18 protein-coding genes, 2 pseudogenes and 1 other annotated feature are annotated in these 22,716 nt (G+C 60.3%); of the genes and pseudogenes, 13 read left to right on the top strand and 7 right to left on the bottom strand.

Annotated features, from left to right (window positions below):
• Nucleotides 1-8: 8 nt before the first annotated feature.
• Entirely contained in the window at nucleotides 9-860 is an 852-nt protein-coding gene (locus tag G6K99_RS19685) for an ABC transporter permease (RefSeq protein ID WP_325265080.1), read from the top strand.
• A 509-nt stretch (nucleotides 861-1,369) separates the two neighbouring features.
• On the opposite strand, the gene G6K99_RS19680 is transcribed toward G6K99_RS19685, so the two are convergent.
• The 3 genes from G6K99_RS19680 to G6K99_RS19670 form a co-directional block, all read right to left on the bottom strand.
• Nucleotides 1,370-2,248 (bottom strand): ABC transporter permease, encoded by an 879-nt coding sequence (locus G6K99_RS19680; protein ID WP_062459246.1) that lies wholly within the window; start codon nucleotides 2,246-2,248, stop codon nucleotides 1,370-1,372.
• A complete protein-coding gene (locus G6K99_RS19675; protein WP_174197577.1) occupies nucleotides 2,245-3,186 on the bottom strand; it encodes an ABC transporter permease in 942 nt (313 codons plus the stop codon). Before G6K99_RS19675 ends, G6K99_RS19680 begins: the two co-directional genes overlap by 4 nt.
• A gap of 78 nt (nucleotides 3,187-3,264) precedes the next feature.
• Complete coding sequence (locus tag G6K99_RS19670; RefSeq protein ID WP_174197575.1) at nucleotides 3,265-4,770, bottom strand: ABC transporter substrate-binding protein; 1,506 nt, start codon at nucleotides 4,768-4,770, stop codon at nucleotides 3,265-3,267.
• Nucleotides 4,771-4,987: 217 nt separating this feature from the next.
• On the opposite strand from G6K99_RS19670, the gene G6K99_RS19665 reads away from it, so the two are divergent.
• Genes G6K99_RS19665 through G6K99_RS19650 form a run of 4 tightly spaced genes read left to right on the top strand, consistent with a single transcriptional unit; the run spans nucleotide 4,988 to nucleotide 10,190 of the window.
• On the top strand, nucleotides 4,988-6,190 hold the full coding sequence (locus G6K99_RS19665) for an ROK family transcriptional regulator (RefSeq protein WP_174197573.1): 1,203 nt from the start codon (nucleotides 4,988-4,990) through the stop codon (nucleotides 6,188-6,190).
• Nucleotides 6,187-6,981 (top strand): glucosamine-6-phosphate deaminase, encoded by a 795-nt coding sequence (gene nagB, locus G6K99_RS19660; RefSeq protein WP_244631541.1) that lies wholly within the window; start codon nucleotides 6,187-6,189, stop codon nucleotides 6,979-6,981. The genes G6K99_RS19665 and nagB overlap by 4 nt, the downstream gene beginning before the upstream one ends.
• Nucleotides 6,968-8,557: a gamma-glutamyltransferase gene (ggt, locus tag G6K99_RS19655; protein ID WP_174197571.1), complete on the top strand. Its 1,590-nt coding sequence runs from the start codon at nucleotides 6,968-6,970 to the stop codon at nucleotides 8,555-8,557. The genes nagB and ggt overlap by 14 nt, the downstream gene beginning before the upstream one ends.
• 10 nt (nucleotides 8,558-8,567) lie before the next feature.
• A complete protein-coding gene (locus tag G6K99_RS19650) occupies nucleotides 8,568-10,190 on the top strand; it encodes an ABC transporter ATP-binding protein (RefSeq protein WP_113111579.1) in 1,623 nt (540 codons plus the stop codon).
• 223 nt (nucleotides 10,191-10,413) lie between these two features.
• On the opposite strand, the gene G6K99_RS19645 is transcribed toward G6K99_RS19650, so the two are convergent.
• From G6K99_RS19645 to G6K99_RS19635, 3 genes are all read right to left on the bottom strand, one after another.
• Nucleotides 10,414-11,358, bottom strand: coding sequence for an isoaspartyl peptidase/L-asparaginase family protein (locus G6K99_RS19645; protein WP_174197570.1), 945 nt, complete (start codon nucleotides 11,356-11,358; stop codon nucleotides 10,414-10,416).
• 77 nt (nucleotides 11,359-11,435) lie between these two features.
• Nucleotides 11,436-13,028: an ABC transporter substrate-binding protein gene (locus G6K99_RS19640; protein WP_113166079.1), complete on the bottom strand. Its 1,593-nt coding sequence runs from the start codon at nucleotides 13,026-13,028 to the stop codon at nucleotides 11,436-11,438.
• Entirely contained in the window at nucleotides 13,025-13,588 is a 564-nt protein-coding gene (locus tag G6K99_RS19635) for a MarR family winged helix-turn-helix transcriptional regulator (protein WP_082476359.1), read from the bottom strand. Before G6K99_RS19635 ends, G6K99_RS19640 begins: the two co-directional genes overlap by 4 nt.
• A gap of 222 nt (nucleotides 13,589-13,810) precedes the next feature.
• Here G6K99_RS19635 and G6K99_RS19630 point away from each other — a divergent pair, with 222 nt between their 5' ends.
• The 7 genes from G6K99_RS19630 to G6K99_RS19600 all read left to right on the top strand — a co-directional run bounded on the left by G6K99_RS19630 (nucleotide 13,811) and on the right by G6K99_RS19600 (nucleotide 21,070).
• Nucleotides 13,811-14,497, top strand: a complete 687-nt coding sequence (locus tag G6K99_RS19630; RefSeq protein ID WP_371816250.1) for a creatininase family protein — start codon at nucleotides 13,811-13,813, stop codon at nucleotides 14,495-14,497.
• Nucleotides 14,498-14,557: 60 nt separating this feature from the next.
• Nucleotides 14,558-15,529, top strand: a complete 972-nt coding sequence (locus tag G6K99_RS19625) for an ABC transporter permease (protein ID WP_062459224.1) — start codon at nucleotides 14,558-14,560, stop codon at nucleotides 15,527-15,529.
• The gene (locus G6K99_RS19620) at nucleotides 15,529-16,404 is read left to right on the top strand and encodes an ABC transporter permease (RefSeq protein WP_174197566.1); all 876 of its coding nucleotides are present in this window, start codon (nucleotides 15,529-15,531) and stop codon (nucleotides 16,402-16,404) included. Before G6K99_RS19625 ends, G6K99_RS19620 begins: the two co-directional genes overlap by 1 nt.
• A complete protein-coding gene (locus G6K99_RS19615; protein ID WP_174197564.1) occupies nucleotides 16,401-18,125 on the top strand; it encodes an ABC transporter ATP-binding protein in 1,725 nt (574 codons plus the stop codon). Before G6K99_RS19620 ends, G6K99_RS19615 begins: the two co-directional genes overlap by 4 nt.
• Nucleotides 18,126-18,144: 19 nt before the next feature.
• Nucleotides 18,145-19,029, top strand: coding sequence for a polysaccharide deacetylase (locus G6K99_RS19610; RefSeq protein WP_174197562.1), 885 nt, complete (start codon nucleotides 18,145-18,147; stop codon nucleotides 19,027-19,029).
• On the top strand, nucleotides 19,022-19,786 hold the full coding sequence (locus tag G6K99_RS19605; protein WP_174197560.1) for an SDR family NAD(P)-dependent oxidoreductase: 765 nt from the start codon (nucleotides 19,022-19,024) through the stop codon (nucleotides 19,784-19,786). The genes G6K99_RS19610 and G6K99_RS19605 overlap by 8 nt, the downstream gene beginning before the upstream one ends.
• A gap of 333 nt (nucleotides 19,787-20,119) precedes the next feature.
• Nucleotides 20,120-21,070: a DUF808 domain-containing protein gene (locus G6K99_RS19600; RefSeq protein WP_174197558.1), complete on the top strand. Its 951-nt coding sequence runs from the start codon at nucleotides 20,120-20,122 to the stop codon at nucleotides 21,068-21,070.
• A gap of 202 nt (nucleotides 21,071-21,272) precedes the next feature.
• Here G6K99_RS19600 and G6K99_RS19595 read toward each other — a convergent pair.
• Nucleotides 21,273-22,500 (bottom strand): annotated as a pseudogene (locus G6K99_RS19595) (IS3 family transposase).
• Nucleotides 22,103-22,219: a sequence feature (AL1L pseudoknot), on the bottom strand. (Overlaps the previous pseudogene by 117 nt.)
• Nucleotides 22,501-22,554: 54 nt before the next feature.
• On the opposite strand from G6K99_RS19595, the pseudogene G6K99_RS19590 reads away from it, so the two are divergent.
• Nucleotides 22,555-22,713, top strand: a pseudogene (locus tag G6K99_RS19590) (IS3 family transposase); the annotation flags it as partial.
• Nucleotides 22,714-22,716 lie beyond the last annotated feature (3 nt).

Below are 22,716 nucleotides of genomic sequence, written 5' to 3'. Positions count from 1 at the left end.
CCCCCAAGATCAGCCCCGTCACGAACTTTTTCCATGGTCGCCTGTGGCGACGCCTGTCGAAGCGCAAGAGTGCGCTCGTCGGCCTTTTCGTGGTGCTGTTCGTGGTGGCCGTCGCCATTCTTGCCCCCCTGCTTGCACCCTACGATCCGGCATCCCAGAGCTGGACGGCGGTTCGCAAGGCACCGTCAATGGCGCATCTGTTCGGCACGGACGAAGCTGGCCGCGACATACTTTCCCGCATCATCTGGGGCACCCGCGCTTCGTTGCTGGCAGGCCTTACATCGGTCGGGATCGCGATGGCAATCGGCGTGCCCCTCGGGCTTGCGGCAGGTTTTCTCGGCGGCGTGGTCGATGGCTTTATCAGCCGGTTTACGGATGCCATGCTCGCCTGTCCGTTCCTGATCCTTGCAATCGCGCTGGCCGCTTTTCTCGGTCCAAGCCTGACGAATGCGATGCTCGCAATCGGCATCACCGCCATGCCGCTCTTTATCCGACTGACCCGGGGTCAGGTTCTTTCGATCCGAGCCGAAGAGTATATCGAAGCGGCAAGTGCCGTGGGCAATCCACGTTGGCGGATCGCGGTTCGTCATATCCTGCCGAATATTCTTCCCCAGTTGATGGTACAGGCGACCCTGACGATCGCATCCGCGATTATCGCCGAAGCCAGCATGTCCTTCCTCGGCCTCGGCTTGCAGCCGCCGGCACCATCCTGGGGCTCCATGCTGAATTCCGCCCAACGGTTTATGAGCAACGCTCCCTGGATGGCGCTATGGCCGGGCATGGCAATCTTCATGACCGTACTGTCGTTCAACCTGCTCGGCGACGGTCTGCGCGACGCGCTTGATCCACGCTCCCGGTAGGCAGGAACAGCGGCGGTACCGCCGTTTGGCAAGCCGGGAGCTTTCACGGAACGACGATGAGCGAGCACGCGTTTCTTCACGTGCGTTTGGGATTGTTTCTCGAGGCATAGTGCCAACGCAGCGAGGACGTTGGAGACGGCAGGCAGACGAAATAGGAAGCGGGCCGTGTCCTACTCGACAGTCTGCGTCGGAGGCTAACACCGTCCCGTCAGAGACCCAGTCCCCAACGCTGCGCAGAAGCGAGAAGACCAAAAAGCCGATCTCACCCCTTTTCCGTCGTGTTAAAGAAGATCTGCACACAAAGACGTGCATCCAGGCGTTTTGAACAGAAACCTATTAAGGCCATTCGCTGGAAAGATCTGGAAGGACGCCTTGCAGCTGTTGCCAACAGCTTCAAGGGGGGTCTGGACCTAGTATGAATTCCCGAAGTGCGTCTGATCTACTGTCAGAAAATTACGCTCTCCAGCCTTTGTAAGGTATGGTGTTTTGTTCAAGCCTTCAGTGACAAATCAGTCGTCGCGTCGCGGATCCAGCGCGTCGTTGAGTCCGTCGCCCAACAGATTGAAGCCCATGACGAGCAGGATGATCGCGACACCCGGCCAGATAGCCATCCAGGGTGACTCCGTCAGGAACTGCCGGGCGACATCGAGCATGGTTCCCCATGATGGAGACGGTGGACGTTGGCCGAGGCCAAGAAAGGCGAGGCTGGCTTCGGCAAGAACCGCAGTTGCCATGGTAATCGTCGCCTGGACGATGATCGGTGCCATAGCGTTCGGCAGGATGTAGGTCAGCATGATCTTCCTGTGCGGCACTCCCAGCAGGCGGGCGGCGTCGACATAGTCTTCGGCCTTGACCGTCATGACCTGCCCGCGCGTCAGGCGCACAAAAATCGGCATGGCCGATATCCCGATCGCGATCATCGCGTTTTCAAGGCTTGCACCGAGAAAGGCGGCAAACGCGATCGCCAGCACCAGAAAGGGGCATGCGAGAAGCGCGTCCGTAATGCGCGAAATCACCATGTCGACGAGGCCGCCGAAATAGCCGGCGATCATGCCGAGGGGGACGCCGATGGCGATGGCGATGGCGACGGACACAATGCCGACAAGCAGTGAAGCCCGCGTGCCATAGATGATACGCGTCAGGATATCGCGGCCAAGGTCGTCCGTGCCGAACCAGTGAGCAACTGTCGACCCCTGCCGGATTGCCATCCAGTCGGACGCATTGGGCTGGTAGGGCGCGATCAGAGGCGCTGCAATCGCGACCAGCACGAAGAACAGGATGATCGTTCCGCCGATCATCACGCCGGGCTGGCGCAGGCACCGTGAAAGCACCGACTTTCTTGCACCTGACGTGCTCGGTAACTGAAGCGTGGCGTTCAACGTGTTCATCCGCGCAACCTCGGGCTTAGAATGACATAGGCAATATCGGCGAGAAGGTTCATCAGCAGGAAGAGTGCTGCCGAGCAGAGAACCACAGCCTGGACCACAGCGTAATCGCGGCTGAAAACACCATCGACGATCATCTTGCCAAAGCCCGGTATCCCGAACACCTGTTCGGTCAATACGGCACCCGACAGGAGTTCGCCCAAGTGCAGCGTGCTCATCGTGACGACGGGGACAAGGCTGTTGCGCAGGACGTGCCGCACGACGACGATGCGCTCCTTCAAGCCCTTTGCGCGGGCGGTGCGGACGTAGTCCTGCTTCAGCACCTGCAGCATTGCGCTTCTCGTATGGCGCATGACAATGGCCGCAGCAGCAGTTCCGAGCACTAGGCTGGGAAGAAGTGTGTGGCGCAGGTTTTCGAGAGGACTATCGAAGAAGGCGACGTAGCCGCCAGAGGGAAACCATCCGAGCGTGACGGCAAAAAGCAGGATCAGCATGATGCCGAGCCAGAAGCTTGGCACTGAAAGCCCGGCAAGGCCGATGATGCTGACGCCGTAATCGGCCGCCGTTCCGCGCTTCAGCGCTGCGATGATACCGGCCGGAATGCCGATAAGGGTCGCAAGGATCATTGCCATGACCGACAGCTGGATCGTGACCGGCAGTTTTTGCGCAATCATTTCGCCGATCGGAAGCCGGGTACGGATCGAGAGGCCGAAATCGCCTTGGACGATCCCGGCGAGCCACTTGCCGTATTGGACGTATAGCGGCTGATCGAGGCTGTACTTTTGCCGCAGATATTCGATGACGGCAGGATCGCGCTCCTCACCGGCCAGCGCGATTGCCGGGTCACCGGGCAGGAACTTTAACAGGCTGAAGACCAGGATCGAGACGAGCAGAAGTGTGGGTATGGCGATTGCCAGGCGACGCAGGACGTAGGAGAGCATGAGCTTTCTCGTGTGGTCCCGCCAGCACCACGGTCCGGCTGGCGGGATGATTTACACAATGCCCTGACGGGCTTGGGCTTACTTCGCAGGCTTTACGTCGGTCAGACGCAGGAGGCCGTCTGGATAAACCGTGATGCCGCCGACATCGGTGCGTGCCGCATAGAACCAGTTCGGGTGGTAAAGCGGAATCGTCGGCAGGTCGGCGAGGTAGATGCCTGTCGCCGTCCCGTAGAGAGCCTTACGCTTCTCGACGTCAGACGTCGCGCGCGCCTCTCCGAGGGCCTTATCCATTTCCGGGTTGCTATACTTGTTGACGTTCTGGCTGCCTTCCTTGCCGAAGAAGGAGATCAGTGTCGGGTCCGGATCGGCGCGGCCGCTCCAGTTGCCGATATAGGCCTGAAAGTTACCAGCGAGGTAGCGTTCGACGGCGGATGCCGTTTCGAGCGGAACCAGTTCGATCTGGAAGCCGGCTTCCCCCGCCATTGACTGGATGATCTGCGCCACGCGACCATCGGCGAGCGAGTTTTCGTAGGTGATTTCGACGACGGGTGCGTCGCCGCCGACTTCTTCAATGAGAGCCTTGGCCTTGTCGATGTCGCGGGCGGGAGCCGGATGCGCCTTGTCATAGAAAATGCTGGATGGCGGGATCATCTGATTGTCGGCAGAAAACTCGCCGGCAAAGGCAACCTTGTTGATGACGTTGCGGTCGATCGAGAGCTCAAGTGCCTGGCGAAGCCGTGGCTCCTTGCCAAGTGCGCCGCCCTTTTCGCCGTTGCCGACATTGATCATTAGATGCGAGACGGCAAGGCCGGGCGACGTGTGGAGCGCCAGCACCTTGTTGCCACGAACGGTGCCGAGGTCGGTTGGCGCAATGCGCTCGGCGATTTCGAGATCACCGGCCTGAAGCCGCGAAAGGCGGACGGTCGAGTCCGGAATATAGAGGTACTGGACGTCGTCGTAACCGATCGCCGCGGCATTCCAGTAGCCGTCGAATTTTTCGAGTGAGATCACGTCGCGCGCGCGGCGCTCCTTGAACTTGAAGGGGCCCGCGCAAACCGGGTTGGCGGAAAATTCCTTGCCTTCCGCGGCAGCCGCCGGAGACACCATCATGCCCGCGCGGTCGGACAGGACGGCGAGAAGCGGGGCGAAGGCCGATTTCAGCTTGAATGAAACATGGGTCGCATCAATAACGGTGACGGTTTCGACGGGCGAGAGCTCACCCTTGCGCTTGGAATCCTTCAGGGACTTCATGCGTTCGATATTGAACTTCACCGCGGCTGCGTCGAAGGGTGTTCCGTCCTGGAATTTGACGCCGTCACGAAGGGTGAACGTCACCTCCGTACCCTCGGCGTTCCAGACCCAGGCGGTTGCCAGCTGCGGTACGATATCGAGCTTAGCGTCGATATCGACGAGCTTGTCGCACATTGCCGAAAATACGATACGGCCGGCATAGGTGCCGGAGGTCGCGGGATCCAGCGCATCCGGATCGTCCTGCATGCCGACGCGTAAAGTTGCCGCCTGCGCGGTTGTGAAAGTCATCGCGATGGCAGTCGCCATCATCGCCAGTTTGATGCTCGTTCCCATTATTTTTCCTCAAACCCGCGCAGAAGAGCGCGTTTTGCCCAGTTTTTGTACGTCGATCAGTGATGCACAGGAACACCCACATTGTAAAGCAGGATGACTAAATAATTTCCTCTCTTCACCGAACGCGTGAATTTCAATCGATTTTAGCCTTATTTCGATTGACAGACATATCCCGCCAGCTAACTTAGTCCGCAAAGATGACGAATTGAATGAGATCATGACCGATATTTCTGGATTGGCGCCCCTAACGCGACAAATCACCTCGCGTACCGTGCTCCGTACGATCATCGATAGTTCACCGATTTCACGCGCCGAGCTTGCCCGCGTCACCGGACTGTCGAAGCAGGCGATGTCGGAGATCGTGCGCGATCTCGAGGTCGACGGTTGGGTTCGTGAGACGGGACGCACACAAGGCGGCGTCGGGCGCAGCGCAGTCAACTACGAGCTCGATCCCGGCAAGGCTTTCCTCTTCGGCGTCGACATCGGCGGGACCAAGGTCCATGCGTCGATTGCGGACCTTTCCGGTAAAGTAGTGGAAGAAATCCTGGAGGCGACAGACACCCGTGGCGGAATGCATCTCGTCGAACAGCTGGCAGTGCTGCTGGGCACTATGACGGCCAAGATCGGGATCGAGCCGCAGCTCGTGCGGATGGGCGCGGTCGGCATTCCCGGTGCGGTGGACCCAAAGACCCGTCGTATCACCATGATGCCGAATATCGCCGGCATGACCGATTTCGATTTCGAGGCGGCGCTGACCGCGCGCCTTGGCTTTCCGATGGTTCTCGAAAACGACGTCAACGTCGCGGCTAAGGGCGAGCAAGTTCTCGGCGAAGGCCACGAGATCGATAATTTTGTGTTCGTGGCGCTCGGAACCGGGATCGGGATGGGTATCATCAGCGAGAAGCGGCTCATTCGTGGATCCCGTGGCGCAGCCGGCGAGATCTCGACCTTGCCGATCGGCGGCGACCCCTTCAATTCCTCTGCGTTCGGTTCCGGCGTGCTTGAAACATCTGTCGGCAGCGCCGCAATCCGGTCGCGGTATGCCGGGAACAATGGCGTCGAAGGTTTGACGGTTCGCGAAATCTTCGCGCGACAGGACGGCGCTTCCCAGACAGTCATAGACGAAGTGGGCCGCACCGTGGCCGTTGCCATTGCAGCGATTGCTGCCGTGCTGGATCCGCAGCGGGTGATTTTTGGAGGTAGCGTTGGCTCCCGTGCGGAATTGATCGATCGGGTGGAGTACCATCTCGCGCGCTGCATGCCCGTGCCGCCCGCCTGCGTCATCAGTTCGCTCGGAAACCGGGCTGGCATTCTTGGCGCCGTCGCAATTGCGCAGGAGGGGTTTTACCAAGCCCTGTTCGGCCTCCCTCTGCGCGGGGTCGAGCCGGTTACTCCGAAGCCCCTGGAAGGTGCACTATGAACTCGATGCCACGGGACCTTCACCGCCCCACAATCCGGATCTATCAGACCCCCGAGCTTGCGTCCGAGGCTGTGGCTTCTCTCATACTGGAGCGGATTGCTGCGATGCCTGCCCTGACGCTTGGGCTTGCGACGGGTTCAACGCCACGAACGGTTTACAGGACGTTGATCGGTCAAACCGAGACGGTTTCGTGGCGCGAGACGCGCTGCTTCAATCTCGACGAATATTCCGGTCTTGGCCGAGACCATTCTGCGAGCTTCGCCTATTACATGCGCGAGCTGCTCTTTGATCATGTCGATGTCGACGTGTCCCGAACGCACATTCCAGATGGCACCGCCACTGATCTCGACGCGGCCGCGACGGCCTACGAACAGATGATCTCAGACAATGGCGGGATCGACTTGCAGTTGCTCGGAATCGGTCGCAACGGTCATATCGGTTTTAACGAGCCAGGCTCGGCACATGACAGCCGGACGCGAATGGTTCGGCTTGCGCAATCGACGATCGATGCCAACCGTCCCGATTTTCCAGACGGCGAAGATCCGCCGGGAACCGCGCTGACGATGGGCATCGGCACCATTCTCGAGGCACGTGAGATCGTGCTGCTTGCGACGGGGGCGGCGAAAGCCGAAGCCCTGGCGGCAGCGTTGCAGGGGCAGGTCTGCCTCGATTGTCCGGCTTCGGCTCTGCAACGGCACGCTACGGTCACTGTATTCTGCGACGAAGCAGCAGCAGCCCAGCTGGACAACCAGAAATTGAGTATGACGGGGAATGTCCATGCAGCAACGTGACTTCTTTAAGCCCGGCCGGTCGGTGGCAATTTCAGACCGCGGTATGGCGGCAACCTCGCATCCGCAGGCAACCCTTGCTGCGGTGGACATACTGCGCGCCGGCGGCAATGCCGTCGATGCGGGGGTGGCCGCTATCGCACTGCAATCGGTGATCGACCCGCATATGACGGGAATCGGTGGCGATTGCTTCGCGCTCTATACGCCGGCTGGTGGCAAGCCGATTGCGCTCAACGGCTCAGGACGTGCGCCGATGGCAGCGACCCTCGATTACTTTCTCGAAAATGGCATCACGACCATTGCCGATGACAGCCCACACGCGGTGACCGTGCCGGGCGCCGTTGATGCCTGGTGCCATCTCGTTGCGACCTATGGCGGGCGGGACATGGGCAGGGTGCTCGCCCCGGCTATCGAGGCTGCAGAAAAAGGCTATTGCATCACGCCGCGCGTCGAACTCGACTGGGTACGCTACGCCAACCGGGTGCAGAAATATCCGGATGCCGCCGCCTATTTCCTCCCGGGTGGTCGAGCACCAAAGACCGGCGAGCGGATGACCAACCCAGCGCTTGCGGCCACATTGCGTCGCATTGCCAGTGAAGGTCGCGACGCTTTCTATGCCGGGTCGGTCGCCGAAGAGATCACCACGCTGCTGAAGTCGCTCGGCGGACTGCACGAGGAGGGCGACTTTTCAACCTACCGTGCTTTCGAGACTGCTCCGATCAGCGCTTCTTATCGGGGCATGGATCTTCTCGAATGCCCGCCGAATGGCCAGGGGCTGGCAGCGCTTCTGATCGCCCGCATTCTCGACGGCTTCGATCTTCGTGATCCCACCCTCTCGGAAGCGGACCGCATTCATCTTCTCGCGGAAGCCACCAAAGCTGCCTATGCGAGGCGCGACGAGCTGATCGCGGATCCGCAGCATATCACCTTCGATATCGCGGCACTTCTATCCGAACGATCGATCGAGGCGATGCGAGCGAAGATCAACCTGGAACAGGCCACAGCACCCGGCGTATGGGACGGTCCCGAGCACAAGGACACAGTCTACGTCTCCGTGGTCGATCGCGACGGTAATGCCATGTCGCTGATCAACTCGGTGTTCTTCGCCTTCGGCAGCGGCATCTATGCACCGAAATCAGGTGTACTTTTGCAGAACCGCGGCGCCGGCTTCGTCGTCAGGCAAGGCCATCCGAACGCGATCGGCCCCGGCAAGCTACCCTTCCATACGATCATTCCGGCGCAACTTGCCGAAAACGGACGCACCCGCATGGCCTTCGGGGTGATGGGCGGCCAGTATCAGGCGACGGGACACGCCCACCTTCTCAGCCAGATCCTCGACCGCGATCTCGATCCGCAGCAGGCGAGCGATCAGCCGCGCAGCTTTTGTCACAACGGCAAGCTGAGCCTCGAGCCGACGATTTCGCCGGACGTGAAAGCGGATTTAGAACGGCGTGGTCACGTCACCGAATGGGCGGACGAGCCCATCGGAGGTTGCCAGGCAATCATGATCGACTACAAGCGCGGCGTTCTTCTGGGGGCATCCGACCACCGCAAGGACGGCATGGCTCTCGGCTATTGAGGTAATCAGCATGTCATCTCCAATCCTGACGGTCAAAAATCTCCGGCTCGCGCTTCCGGAAGGCGGAGATCGCGAATATGCGCTCGACGATCTGACCTTCCATCTCGATGAACGGAAAATTCTCTGCATTGTCGGGGAATCCGGCTCGGGGAAATCGCTTTGTGCCCAGACCGTGATGGGCCTTTTGCCCAAAGCAATCCGCGTTGCCGGCGGAGAGATCCTGTTCGGTGGCCGCGATCTTCTGAAGGTCGACAAAGAGAGCCTGCGTGCCCTGCGCGGCAGCCAGATCGGCATGATCTTCCAGGAACCGATGACGGCGCTCAATCCGTCGATGCGGATCGTCGACCAAATCGCAGAAGTGTTCGAGGCCCATGGGCTGCTGACACCCGAGGAGCGCCGTGCGCAGGCGGTAAAACTCGCGACAGAAGTCGGCCTGCCTGATCCCGAGCGTATCATCCAGAGCTTTCCGCACCAGCTTTCCGGCGGTCAGCGTCAGCGTGCGATGATCGCCATGGCCCTGGCGCTCGAGCCTGTCGTGTTGATCGCGGACGAGCCGACGACCGCTCTCGACGTCACCACGCAGGCGCAAATTCTCCAGCTGATCCGAGACATCCAGCAACGGCGCGGAATGTCGGTGATCTTCATCACCCACGATTTCGGGGTCGTGGCCGATATTGCAGACGAAGTGCTAGTTCTCCAAAAGGGCATCGTCGTAGAGCAGGGCACAGCAGAAGACGTGCTGCGCCGACCAACCCACGAATACACGAAAGCCCTTCTTGCGGCCGTTCCGAACGGCGTTCCGCCGGTTCAAGCCGAGGTGGATGACAAGACCATCGCGATCTCGGTTGCCAACCTGCGCAAGACCTACGTGACAGGCGGCAGCCTGTTCAAACCGAAGCGCATTGTGCACGCGGTGAAAGATGTCAGCTTCGAGATCCGGCGCGGCGAGACACTTGGCATCATCGGTGAATCCGGTTCGGGAAAATCGACGGTGGCGAGGCTCGTCACAAGACTTGTCGAACCGGACAGTGGCAAGATCATGCTGGGAGGTGACGATTTCGGTGCGCTTCCGGCACGTGGCCTGCGCCATGCGCGCAAACGCATCCAGATGGTGTTCCAGGATCCCTTTGCCTCGCTCAATCCGCGTCGCAAGGTGGGCCTCAGCATCGCTGACGGTCCGATTGCCCATGGCGTGCCGAAAGGCGAAGCTCTGCAGCAGGCAGTTGATCTCCTGAAACTCGTTGGGCTCGATGCCCGTGCTATCGATCGCCTTCCGCACGAATTTTCAGGCGGCCAGCGGCAGCGTATCGGGTTGGCAAGAGCGCTTGCCCTAAAGCCAGACGTGCTGATCGCCGACGAATCCGTCTCGGCGCTGGATGTCACGATCCAGAAACAGGTCCTGGAGCTTCTCGAGGAACTGAAGGGAAAGCTAGATCTGGCGATGTTGTTCATCACCCACGACCTGCATGTTGCAGCCCAGGTCTGTGACCGCATTGCAGTCATGCAGCGCGGAGAGATCGTGGAAATGCGACCGACCCGAGAGTTGCTTGGCAATCCGCAGAATTCCTACACGCAGCTTCTGCTGGCGGCGATACCGGGTAAGTCGCTCGAACACCGTGTATCGATCAGCTAGTTGCTAGTCGCCGTCGTGATCACAACTGATTGCGGACGCTGGTTTTCAAAACTCGCATACACTACGTCACGAAGAAAAACTCCGATGAGCTCCAAATGATTGCTCTGCTGTGACGACCAGCCTTTCAAAGGCATACAGTTTGTCCATTGAGACCGCTCTTGTCAGCCGCTACATCAAAGCGGCCGAAAGTTTCCTTCGAGATGAAGCGATCTTAAGCAGTCCATCAGAATGCAAATACCTTCTCGTGTGTCGCAACGAAGAATTCGCCGTCCGGCGTGACCCAGCCGCGAAACATGCCGTCGGTGTTGTAAGGGGCTGCGATCGATCCGTCCGCTCCGACCGCCACAAGTCCGGCACCGATAGCGTGCGGCTTCAAGTCTTCCATGATCACCTTCGACGCCGCCTGCTCCACGGTTTCGCCGAGATAGCCGATGCGGCTTGCGACCTCATGGCCGACGGCATAGCGGATGAAGAGCTCGCCCTTGCCGGTGCCAGATACAGCGCAGAGACCGTCGCGGGCATAGGTGCCGGCGCCGACGATCGGGGTATCGCCGATACGACCGACCGGTTTGTTGTTATAGCCGCCGGTGGAGGTTGCGGCCGCCAGATGCCCGGCACTATCGAGCGCGACGGCACCCACCGTGCCGTGTTTTTCGGATTCGCTTGCCGCTGCAGCCGTGCCGGCCGCCGCATGCGCCTTCATCGCAGCCAGCGCTTTCACGCGTTTCTCGGTGGTGAAATAATTGGGTTCGACGACGTCCAGCCCCTCGACCTTCGCAAATTCGTCGGCCGCGTGGCCGCCCATCAGCACGGCTTCGCCCTTTTCCATCACCCGCCGCGCCGCCTTGACGGGATTGCGGATGCGCCGCACCAGCGTCACTGCGCCTGCTTCGAGGGTCGCGCCATCCATGATTGAGGCGTCGAGTTCGTGCTCGCCGGCGGCATTGAGGGCTGCGCCATAGCCGGCATTGAAATGGGGGCTGTCTTCCAGCACCACGACCGACGCCTGCACGGCGTCAAGCGCCGAGCCGCCGGTGCTCAGCACCGCCCATCCGGCTTTCAACGCATGACCGAGATCGACGCGCGCCGCTTCCCATTCCGCCTCACTGAGGCCGAGCTTTGCCATCACGCCGCAGCCGCCATGGATCGCCAGTGCAATCTTGCCCATGATCTTCTCCTTCCCATGAATAAAAAAGCCGGGCAGCAGAACTGCCCGGCCAAGTTTACCTCCGGTTGGCGTGGAGGCTATTTCGCAGGCCTGATGTTCATGGCCAGTGTGTCTTCGTCCGAACGCGGCACGATGGTGATGGTCTTTTTCATGCCCCAGGCGGAAACGATCGAAGCGATCGAAAGATTGGGACGATCGGAAGCGACCAGCGCGTTGGCGTCCTTCAGGTACTGTTCGCGCTTGCCCGCATCCATCTCGACACCGGCCGCCTCGATCAGTTTGTCCATTTCGGGGTTGGAGTAACCGCGGATGTTGAAGGCGCCGAGCTTCTTCGTCGGATCGTTGGTATGGACCAGCGATGAGAGCGTGTAGTTCGCCTCACCGGTCAGCGTGCCCCAGCCGGACATGGTCAGCGAATAATCGCCGCGCGTGTTGGCCGGGAAATAGACGGCGCCGGGCTGTGCGTTGGCTTCCACCTGGATGCCGATCGCGGTCAGCATCTGGGCGATTGTCGTGCCGGTGTCCTTGTCTCCCGGCAGGCGGTCGTTGGTGAAGGAGAACGTCACCTTGAAACCATCGGGATAACCGGCGTCGGCAAGCAGCTGCTTTGCCTTCTCGACATCGGAAGGTGCGGGCTTCACATCCGGATTGTAGCCGAAGATGTTCGGTGTCACGAGCTGCGACTGGACGGTGCCCATGCCTTCCATGGCGATCTCGGTGATGGTTTCGCGATCGATTGCAAGATCGAAGGCCTCACGAACACGCGGATCGATGAAGGGGTTTTTCGGAAGCGGCGAACCGTTCTTGGCGGTCACCTGCGGCGACTTTTCGCGGAAGTCGAAAGCCATGTTGAACAGGTAGACGCTGTCCTGGCGAACGATCGTCAGCTTTGAATCCCTTTCCAGCGTCGGCACGTCGGATGCCGGAATACGGGCGATCAGATCGACCTGGCCGGCCTTCAGCTGTGCAACGCGGGCGGCGTCGTTGGGAAGCTCCTTACGGATGACCTTGTCCCACGGCTCTTTGCCGCCCCAGTAACCATCGAAGCTCTGAAGAACCAGCTGCTCCTTCGGCGTCCAGGACACGAACTTGTAAGGACCGGTCCCGATCGCGGCCTTGCCGGAATTGAAACCTTCCGACGCCTTTTCGGCGCTGTCGGAATAATCCTTGGCAGCGATATGCGACACCACGAACAGACGGATGAAATCGTTGGGCAGGGTTGGCGCCGGTCCGTCAGTCTTGACGCGGATCGTCAGCGGATCGACGATTTCTACGCCCTTGACGCGGCGGACGTAGATGGTTGTCGGGTTCGGGCCAGCGACTTTCGGAATACGCTCGATCGAGAATTTGACGTCCTCGGCGGTGAAGTCCGAACCGTCATGGAATTTGACGTTCGGGCGCAGCTTGAATTCCCAGGTCGTGTCGTCGATCGCGGTCCAGCTGGTGGCAAGGCCCGGCTCGAGTTCGAGATTGTTGCCCGACTTGATCAGCGAGTCGTAGATGTGCTTCATCGCCTCGGCGTGAGTGCCGGCGGCGGTGAAATCGGGATCGATCGACAGCGGACCGGCGCGCACGCCGATGGTGAGGTCGGCGGCAAGTGCTGCGCTCGAAACGCCGCCGAGCAATGCTGCGGCGAGCACGATGGTGCGGAATGTCCTGGAAGCCGTCATTCTTCGTTCTCCTCTATTGTTGTCATTGGTGGCCAGTTGGGTGAATCGACGACGACCTTGGCGAGCAGTTCCGACAACATCAGCTGTTCGGCAGGCGTCAGCGACGAGATCATGGCTCTCTCGCGCTCCACCATCGGCTGCATGGCCTGATCGACGATGCGTCTGCCCTCCTCGGTGATGTAGAGGACAAAACTTCTGAGGTCCGCCTGGTCGATTTCGCGACGGACGATGTTCTTGTCGATCAGCTTCTGGATCGCCCGGCTGATCGTGTTCTTCGGAAAGCCCGAGGAATTGCAGATGGCACTGGCCGTCAGTCCGTCGGACAGGCCGAGCGAATAGATGACGACGAATTCCGGCCGCGCCAGGCCGTGTTCCTTTTCGATCAGTCGGTAGATCGGCTCGTTGAACTGCAGCGCCAGAAAGTTGAACCGGAACGACAACCAGCAGGGGTTCTTCCACAGTTTCACGGATACCAGGTCCTCGACGCCATGCGTGCCGGCGGCGGCTTTTCCGCCCTCCCGCAGCAGGGTCTCCAGTGTCGGTCCACGCGTCTGTCGCACTCTTCGGTCGCTTTCGAGCTTCGTGAGGTTTAGTCCCGTATGGAACTTGACGATCGTTTAAATGGCTGTCAATTTCTTTTTTTAGTCCCGTATGGAACTTTGCTTCATGCGACACAAAGCATCGGAAAGCACAAATATTGTGCGGCCATGCGGAAAACAGAACGTTCTTTGCGCAGTTGCGCGAAGTTTGAGAACGAGGGTAGCGAATTGAAGATTGCCGACATGAACTGGATGCTAGTCGAAGAGCGCGTCGCAAAAGATGATCGCTGTATTTTACCGATCGGCAGCGTCGAGCAGCACGCCTATCTCAGTCTCGCGACCGATATGATCCTGGCTGAAAAGGTCTCGGTCGATGCCGCAGAGCCGCTCGGCATTCCGGTCTTCCCGGTCGTGCCTTATGGTCTCGCCTCGTCGTTCGCGACGTTTCCGGGCACGCTGACGCTGTCGCTCGCCACCTATATTGGCGTTATCGAGGATCTGCTCGACAGTATCTACCGCTCCGGTTTCCGGCGAATCCTGATCGTCAACGGCCATGGCGGCAACACGCCGGCGACGGTGGTGATTTCCGAATGGCTGAATGCCCACCCCGACGCATCGGTCAAATTCCACGACTGGTGGCGGGCGCCGCAGACGCTGGCCAAGGTGCAGCAGACCGATCCCGCCGCATCGCACGCGTCTTGGATGGAGAATTTCCCCTGGACGCGCACCACCGACGCGCGTCAGCCGACGACTGCCAAGCCACAGATCGACTACGCGGCGCTTGCCCGCGTCGGCGCTGCGCAGAAGCGCGAACTGCTCGGTGACGGCAATTATCACGGTCTCTACCAACGCCCCGATGAAGACATGGCAGCGATCTGGGAGGTCGCCGTTTCCGAGACCCGCGCACTACTGGAAGGCGACTGGCACTGACCACCGCCTGACACACGACGCATTTTCGAACCCCGCACGAGACGGGAGAACAGGGAACGAATGTTTGGATTCATCCTGCAAAGGCTGTGGCAGGCGCTGATCGTGGTCCTTGCCATGTCGGCACTGGTATTCTGCGGCGTCTATGCCGTGGGCAACCCGATCGACGTGCTGATCTCACCGGACGCAACGCAAGACATCCGCGCCGCCGTCATCGCGCAATACGGTCTCGACCAGCCGCTGTGGCAGCAGTATTTTACCTTTGTCGGGCGTATCCTGCACGGTGATTTCGGCCGCTCATTCGTCTACAACATGCCGGTCAGCGAACTGATCCTGACCCGTCTCCCGGCAACGCTCGAACTGACACTGGCGGCCGTGCTGTTTGCCAGCCTCGTCGGCATCCCGATTGGCATGTATGCCGGCTATAAGCCGCACAGCCCCATCTCGCGTGCCATCATGGCGCTTTCCATCCTCGGCTTTTCCGTCCCGACCTTCTGGTTCGGCCTGATGCTGATCATGGTGTTTGCCGTGCAATGCGGCTGCATGCCGGCCGGCGGACGCGGCGAGACCGCCAGCCTGTTCGGCGTCGACTTCAGCTTCCTCACCGGTGATGGCCTTTCCCACATGATCCTGCCGGCGCTGAACCTCTCACTGTTCAAGTTCTCGCTGATGATCCGTCTTGCCCGTGCCGGCACTCGCGAGCTGATGCTCAGCGACACGGTGAAATTTGCTCGCGCCGCCGGCCTTTCGGAATTCACGGTGCTGAGCCGGCATGTGCTGCGGCTGATTTCCATTCCGCTGGTCACCGTGTTTGGCCTCGAACTCGGCTCGACGCTCGCCTTTGCCGTCGTCACCGAAACGATCTTTTCTTGGCCCGGCCTCGGCAAGCTGATCATCGACAGCATCACGTCGCTCGATCGTCCTGTCATGGTCGCCTACCTGATGTTCGTCGCCCTCCTGTTCATTGTCATCAATTTCGTGGTCGATCTCACCTATGCGCTGCTGGATCCGCGCTTGAGAAAGGGGCGTGCCTGATGCGCGACACTCCACTCTCCCGTTTTCTCGATGAATTCCGCCGCAACAAGGTTGCCACCGGCGCGGCCGTGTTCGTGTTTGTCATCGTGTTCATAGCCCTGATTGCGCCGCTGGTGACACCGCAGGACCCTTACGACCTCGCGCATCTCGTGCTGCGCGACGCGCGGCGTCCACCCGGTTACGTCGGTACCGGCGGCTACACCCACTGGCTCGGCACGGACTCGCAAGGCCGCGACCTTCTGTCCGCCATCATCTACGGCCTGCGGATCTCGCTGCAGATGGGCATCATCGCCAGCGGCACCGCTTTCGTGATCGGCGCCGTGGTCGGCTGTGCCGCCGCCTATATCGGCGGTCGCTTTGAAAGCCTTGTCATGCGCATCGTCGACCTGCAGCTGTCCTTCCCGGCCATCCTGCTCGCCTTCGTGATTGCCGCAATCCTCGGCCAGGGTCGCTACCAGCTGATCCTCGCACTGATCTTTGCCCAATACGCCTATTTTGCCCGGACCGCCCATGGTGCGGCGGCAGCCGAACGGCAAAAGGATTATGTCGAGGCGGCGCTGTCCATCCCGCTGTCACCTTGGCGGGTGGTGTTGCGGCATATCCTGCCCAACTCGCTGCCACCGCTGATCGTGGTCGCCACCGTGCAGATCGCCAGCGCGATTTCGCTTGAAGCAACGCTGTCCTTCCTGGGCGTCGGCCTGCCGCCGACCGAGCCGTCGCTTGGCATGCTGATTGCCAACGGTTTCCAGTATCTGCTGTCCGGCCGCTACTGGATCTCGATCTATCCCGGCCTGGCGCTGATCATCTTCATCGTCTCGCTCAATCTCGTCGGCGACCAGATCCGCGACCAGCTCAACCCGAGGCTCCGCCGATGACCGATACCGTGACAACACCGGCGACGCCGCTTCTCGAAGTCACCAACCTCAAGACCTGGTTCCCGAGCGGACGCGGCGAGGTCAAGGCTGTCGATGGAGTCTCCTTCTCCATCGCGCCGGGAGAAGTGCTGGGGCTCGTCGGCGAATCCGGCTCGGGCAAATCGATCACCGGCTTTTCCATCATCGGCCTGATCGACGAACCAGGCCGCATCGTCGAGGGATCGATCAAACTCGAAGGCCGCGAACTGGTGGGCCTGCCATCCCATGAGCTGCGCGCCATCCGCGGCAAGACCATTTCGATGGTCTTCCAGGACCCTATGATGACACTCAACCCGGTGCTGAGCATCGGCACGCAGATCAAGCTCGCGCTGGAAGCTCACGAAAATATCGGCAGTGCCGAGGCCCATGAGCGGGCGATCAAGGCGCTGGCCCAGGTTCGCATCAGCGACCCGGAACGCAAGGTGGATTTCTTTCCGCACCAGTTTTCCGGCGGCATGCGCCAGCGCGTGGCGATTGCGATAGCGCTTCTGCACCGACCGAAACTGATCATCTGCGATGAACCGACGACGGCACTCGACGTGTCGATCCAGGCTGAAATCCTCGCCGAGATGAAGGAACTGGTCTCCGAACTCGGCACGGCGCTGATCTGGATCAGCCACGACCTGGCCATCGTTTCCTCGATCGCCGACCGGGTTGCGGTCATGAAGTCCGGCAACATCGTCGAGATCGGTCCGGCGCTCGGTGTGCTCACGAAACCGCAGCACGACTATACGCGCGCGCTGCTCGACGCCCTGCCCTCGCGCGCCAAACCCGGCGAACTTCTGCTGCGCGGCAGCGGTATCGCAGACGCGGCACCACCGCCGCGCAAATCGGCAACCGCCAACCTGCCGCTCCTCGGAAGTCCCTATCTGGTCATCGAGGATGTCGTGAAACGCTTCGAAAAGCCGGCCGGGTTGTTCAGGAACCTCGCGATCAAGTCCGGTCTGTCACAGCCGCTCAATGTCGTCCACGCCGTCGCCGGTGTCTCGCTGACGGTCAAGCGTGGCGAAGTTCTGGGCCTCGTCGGCGAATCCGGATCCGGTAAGTCGACGCTCGGTCGTATGGCAGCCGGCATCACCGTGCCGACATCGGGCACGATCCGCTTGAACGGCCAGCCCGTCATGAGCACCGGCCGCGCGCCAAAAAAGATCACGACCCGCATCCAGACGATCTTCCAGGATCCGTTTGCCTCGCTCAACGGCCGCATGCGCATCGGCGACATCATCGTTGAGGGGCCGCTCGCCCACCGTCTGGTGAGCCGTGCCGAGGCGGCGGTTTATGTCGGACAATGGCTGGCGGCCGTCGGTCTCGATCCGAGCTTCGCGAACCGCTTTCCGCACCAGTTTTCCGGCGGCCAGCGCCAGCGCATCGCCATTGCCCGGGCGCTCGCCATGCAGCCGGATGTGATCGTTTGCGACGAGCCGGTCGCCTCGCTCGACGTGTCGATCCAGGCGCAAATCATCAACCTCCTGATCCGACTTCGCGCCGAACTCGACCTGTCGCTGGTGTTCATCAGCCACGACCTGTCGGTGGTGCGCCACCTCTGCGACCGCGTTGCCATCATGTATCAGGGCCGGATCGTCGAGGAGGGCGAAGCCGCCGCCATCTATGCCGATCCGCAGCATGCCTACACGCAGCGACTGCTGGCGGCCGTACCGGTGCTGCCGCAGGCAGCCGAATGACTTAAACGGAGGACGGGATATGGAACCCTGGGAATGGGACGAAGCGACCTGGCGCGGCAAGGTCGACAAGGTGCGGGCCGGCCGTTCGCTGAAGCCGAAGACCTGGAAGAATGGCGCCCGCTGCGCCGTCGCACTCTCTTTCGATAGCGACCATGAGACCAACGAATTGCGTGACGGCGGCGAATCCATCGGTCGCCTGTCATGGGGCCAATATGGCAATCGCCGCGGTGTACCGCGCATCTTGGAAACGCTGAAGGCTGCCGACGTGCCCGCCACATTCTTCGTGCCGGCCGTTGCAGCCCTCCTTCATCCGGACGAGCAGAAACGAGTCATCGCCGAGGGCCACGAGATCGGCCTGCATGGCTGGATCCACGAGGTGAACACCAAGGTCCCGCCGGAGAAGGAACGCGAACTGCATTTGCGCGCCGCCGACACGCTGGAAAAGATCACCGGCGTACGGGCCGTCGGCATGCGCACCCCGTCCTGGGATTTCTCTGACGTAACGCTGGAGATCGAACGCGAACTGGGCCTGATCTACGATTCATCCTTGATGGCCGACGACGATCCCTACGAGCTGGTCGAGAACGGCGAACCGACGGGAATGGTAGAACTGCCCGTCGAATGGATCCGCGACGATGCCGTCTACTTCAACATGAACCGGTTTACCGCCCACCGCCCCTACACGCCGCCGCCGGCCGTGCTCGATATCTTCAAGCGCGAGTTCGACCGTGCCTATCAGGAAGGCGGCCTGTTTCTCCTGACCATGCATCCGCATGTCTCCGGTTACCGCTCGCGCATCTTCATCCTCGAAGAGCTGATCCAGCACATCAAGCAGCACGACGACGTATGGTTCGGCACCCATGCCGACATTGCCCGCTTTGCCAAGGAGAATGCCGATGGCTGAAACGACTGACACGACACCCAAAGTGGCTCTCGTCACCGGCGGCGGCCGCGGCATCGGTCGCGCCTGCGCGCTGGATCTGGCAAAGCACGGTTTCGATATCGTTCTGGTCGACCTGATCGAGGACGATCTGGCTCGCACCGCCGGCGAAATTGCCGCTCTCTGCCGCCAGGCACTGACCTTCGTCGCCGACGTGCGCGACTACCGACGCGCCGCTGAGATCGTCGCCGAAGTCGATGCGCACTGGGGCCGCATCGACGTGCTGTTCAACAATGCCGGAAAGCCGATGCCAAAGGGCATCGAGGAGATCACCGAGGACGAGTTCGACACGACGATCGATATCAATCTCAAGGGTGCCTTCAATTATATCCAGCCGACCGTACCCCTTATGCGCCGCAACGGCGGCGGCCGGATCATCAATATGTCGTCGATGAACGCCCACACCGGTGGCGTGACCAGCGCTGTCAGCAAATTCGCCTATACATCAGCCAAGGCCGGTATTCTCGGCATGACCCGGGCGCTCGCCAAGGAACTCGCCCCCGAAATCGTCGTCAACGCCATCTGCCCGGGTGTGATCAAGACGGAACGCTCGAACGCCATGATCGACGCCCGAGAAGCCCAACTCGCCGCCGGCATTGCTATGAAGCGCGTCGGCACGCCACAGGATGTGGCAAGCGTGGTCACCTTCCTCGCGACATCGGAGCCGAACTTCCTCACGGGACAAGACATCCAGATCGACGGGATGCAGTGGGTACGGTGAGGTAGACACGCTCATGATGGATGCGGAAAGAGGGTGAGCTTATGCCTCGTTCACCTCATCTAGTCGGATTCGCTACCTGTAATAAGGTCTTGAATACGCGGGTCATCGAGTACGGTGCAGCGATATCCCCGGGCGACCGCGCTGACGTCGTCAAGACGCGATAGCTGCGCTGGCGCCAAAGCGACTTCTGCTGCTGCCAAGTTGGTGGTACGTGGACAACTCGCCTGACGGGGGACAGCTGAACCATAAGCAAAGCTCGGAAAAGAGATGACGGAACTTGACGTGCTATTGATCTGTTGTGAGTGTCCAATCGGAAATTAACGGAGCATTTCGTTGGCGACAGGCCTGATAGCACTACTCGACGATATCGCTGCAATAGCGAAGCTGGCTGCTACGTCGCTGGACGATGTTGCGGCCCAGACTGCAAAAGCAAGCGTCAAGGCTGCAGGCGTTGTTATCGACGACACGGCTGTAACCCCGACCTATGTCGTTGGGCTATCACCGGCCCGGGAGCTTCCGATAATTTTGCGCATCGCTTTGGGCTCGATGCGCAACAAGCTGGTCTTCCTCCTGCCCATCTGCCTCCTGCTCGGCTACTTCGCCAACTGGCTGATCACCCCGCTGTTGATGATCGGCGGCCTGTACCTTTGTTTCGAAGGGGCTGAGAAAATCTACGGTCTGCTGGCTCCTCACGCGCACGATGTGGGTGACTCGGCGACACCGGTTGACCCGGTCGCGCTCGAAGAACAGAAGGTCGCCGGGGCTATCCGCACGGACTTCATCCTATCCGCAGAGATCATGGCCCTGACGCTTGCCGATGTTGCGGATTCCAGCATCTATACCCAGGCCATGGTGCTTGCTGCCGTGGGAGTGCTGATAACGGTTGCCGTCTATGGAGTCGTGGCTTTCATCGTAAAGGCCGATGACATCGGATTGCACATGGCAAAGGCCGGATCTGGTACGGCACGGGTGATCGGCCGCAGTCTGGTCAAGGGTGTGCCGGTGTTTCTACAGATCCTGGCGGCCGTGGGCACTGCGGCCATGCTCTGGGTCGGCGGCAGTATCGTCGTCCACGGGCTGGATGGGCTCGGGCTGTCAACACCCGAGCATGTCATAGAAGGGGCATCCCATTTCATGACGACTACAATCGGGGTTGCTCCGGCTATGGTCGGGTGGCTTACGACATCCTCGCTTCAGGCTTTGCTGGGCATCATTCTCGGCGCCATCGTCGTCATCGGCGTTACGGCCGTGCATGCCGTTCTCCCCTCGCGTCGCTCGGCGTAACGTCCGGTAACTCGTTGGCATGTTCGAACGGAACGCTCGCCTGATATAGTCTTATAATTTCTTTAAGGCGTATGATCGAAGTCTCTTGGGGAGCTCGCGCCTACATATGTCGTGTAACGCAACGAATTGAAGCGATTCGTTGATGCGTATGTCGGCCTGCCCTTGAACCGCGCCGGGTTTGCCGGAGGCCATTTCGTTTAAGTTATGCGGCCATGGCTGCTTCGTCCAGCATGGCGTAATATCGCTCCTCGGCTACGGCTGGCGGTATATTCCCAATCGGTTCGAGAAGTCGTCGGTGGTTGAACCAGTCGACCCATTCAAGAGTGGCGAATTCCACTGTCTCGAAGCTCCTCCATGGTCACGCCGATGGATGACCTCGGCCTTGTAGAGACCGTTGATCGTTTCTGCGAGCGCCTTATCGTAGCTGTCGCCGACACTCCCGACGGACGGCTCGATGCCTGCCTCTGCCAGGCGTTAGGAATACCTGATCGAAACGTATTGAACACCGCGATCCGAATGATGCACAAGGCCGCCGCCATGCGCAGGACGCCGATCATGAAGTGCCTGCTCCAGCGCATCGAGGACGAAGCTTGCATGTGCTGTCCGGCTCGCCCGCCAGCCGACGATGCGACGAGCAAAGACGTCGATGACAGAGGCCACGTAGACGAAACCCTGCCAAGTAGCGACATAGGTGAAATCCGAAACCCACAGCCTGTTTGGCGCAGGGGCTTTAAACTGGCGGTTCACCCGGTCAAGCGGGCTTGGAGCCGTCTTGTCCGAGAACGTCGTGCGGATCGGCTTTCCCCGAATAACACCTTGCAGGCTCATCGACCTCATTAGCCGAGCAACGGTGCAGCAGGCGGCGTCGAAGCCTTCACGCTTCAACTGCCGCCAGACCTTACGAACGCCATAGACCCGAAAGTTCTGCTCGAAGACGCGACGGATCTCGATCTTCAGGCTGATATCGCTGCGGGCGCGGACCGACAGGCGATCCACGTCCAGTCGTTTGGCGACATTCTCATGGTAGGTTGATGGGGCAATCGGCAGCAGCTTGCAGATCGGCTCGACCCCGAACACGCTACGGTGTTCGTCGATGAAGGAGATCATCGATTGAAGGGGCGGTCGAGCTCCGCCATGGCGAAATATGCAGAAGCTTTGCGCAAAATCTCGTTGGCCTGACGAAGCTCCCGGTTCTCCCGCTCAAGAGCCTTCATCTTCTCGGCCAAATCGCTCGGCAGGCCTGCTCGTTTACCGCTGTCGACCTCGGTCTTCTTCTGCCATTCATGCAGCGTGGCTGGCGAGCAGCCGATCTTGGCCGCAATAGATGAAACGGCAGCCCAGCGGGATGGATGCTCGGCTTCGTGATCCAGCACCATACGAATGTCACGTTGACGGACTTCAGGTGAAAACTTGTTCGTTGTCTTGCTCATGATGACTCCACTTTCTCAGAAGTTGGAGCCTCCGGCAAACCCGGCGCGGTTCAGTTGAAGCGGGAGCGGATACGCCGGAAGGTCTATCGCTCAAGAGACGAAGCCAGGCAGGACGTGTTCGACTATATCGAGATGTTCTACAACCCGAAGCGCAAACATATCAAAAACGGGATGCTGTCGCCCGTCGAGTTCGAAAAGCAGCAGAAAACGTAACCG

The organism is Neorhizobium sp. AL 9.2.2, from assembly GCF_013317225.1.
In the GTDB taxonomy this organism is placed as follows: Bacteria; Pseudomonadota; Alphaproteobacteria; order Rhizobiales; family Rhizobiaceae; genus Neorhizobium; species Neorhizobium soli.
This window is presented reverse-complemented; position numbering and strand designations above follow the sequence as displayed.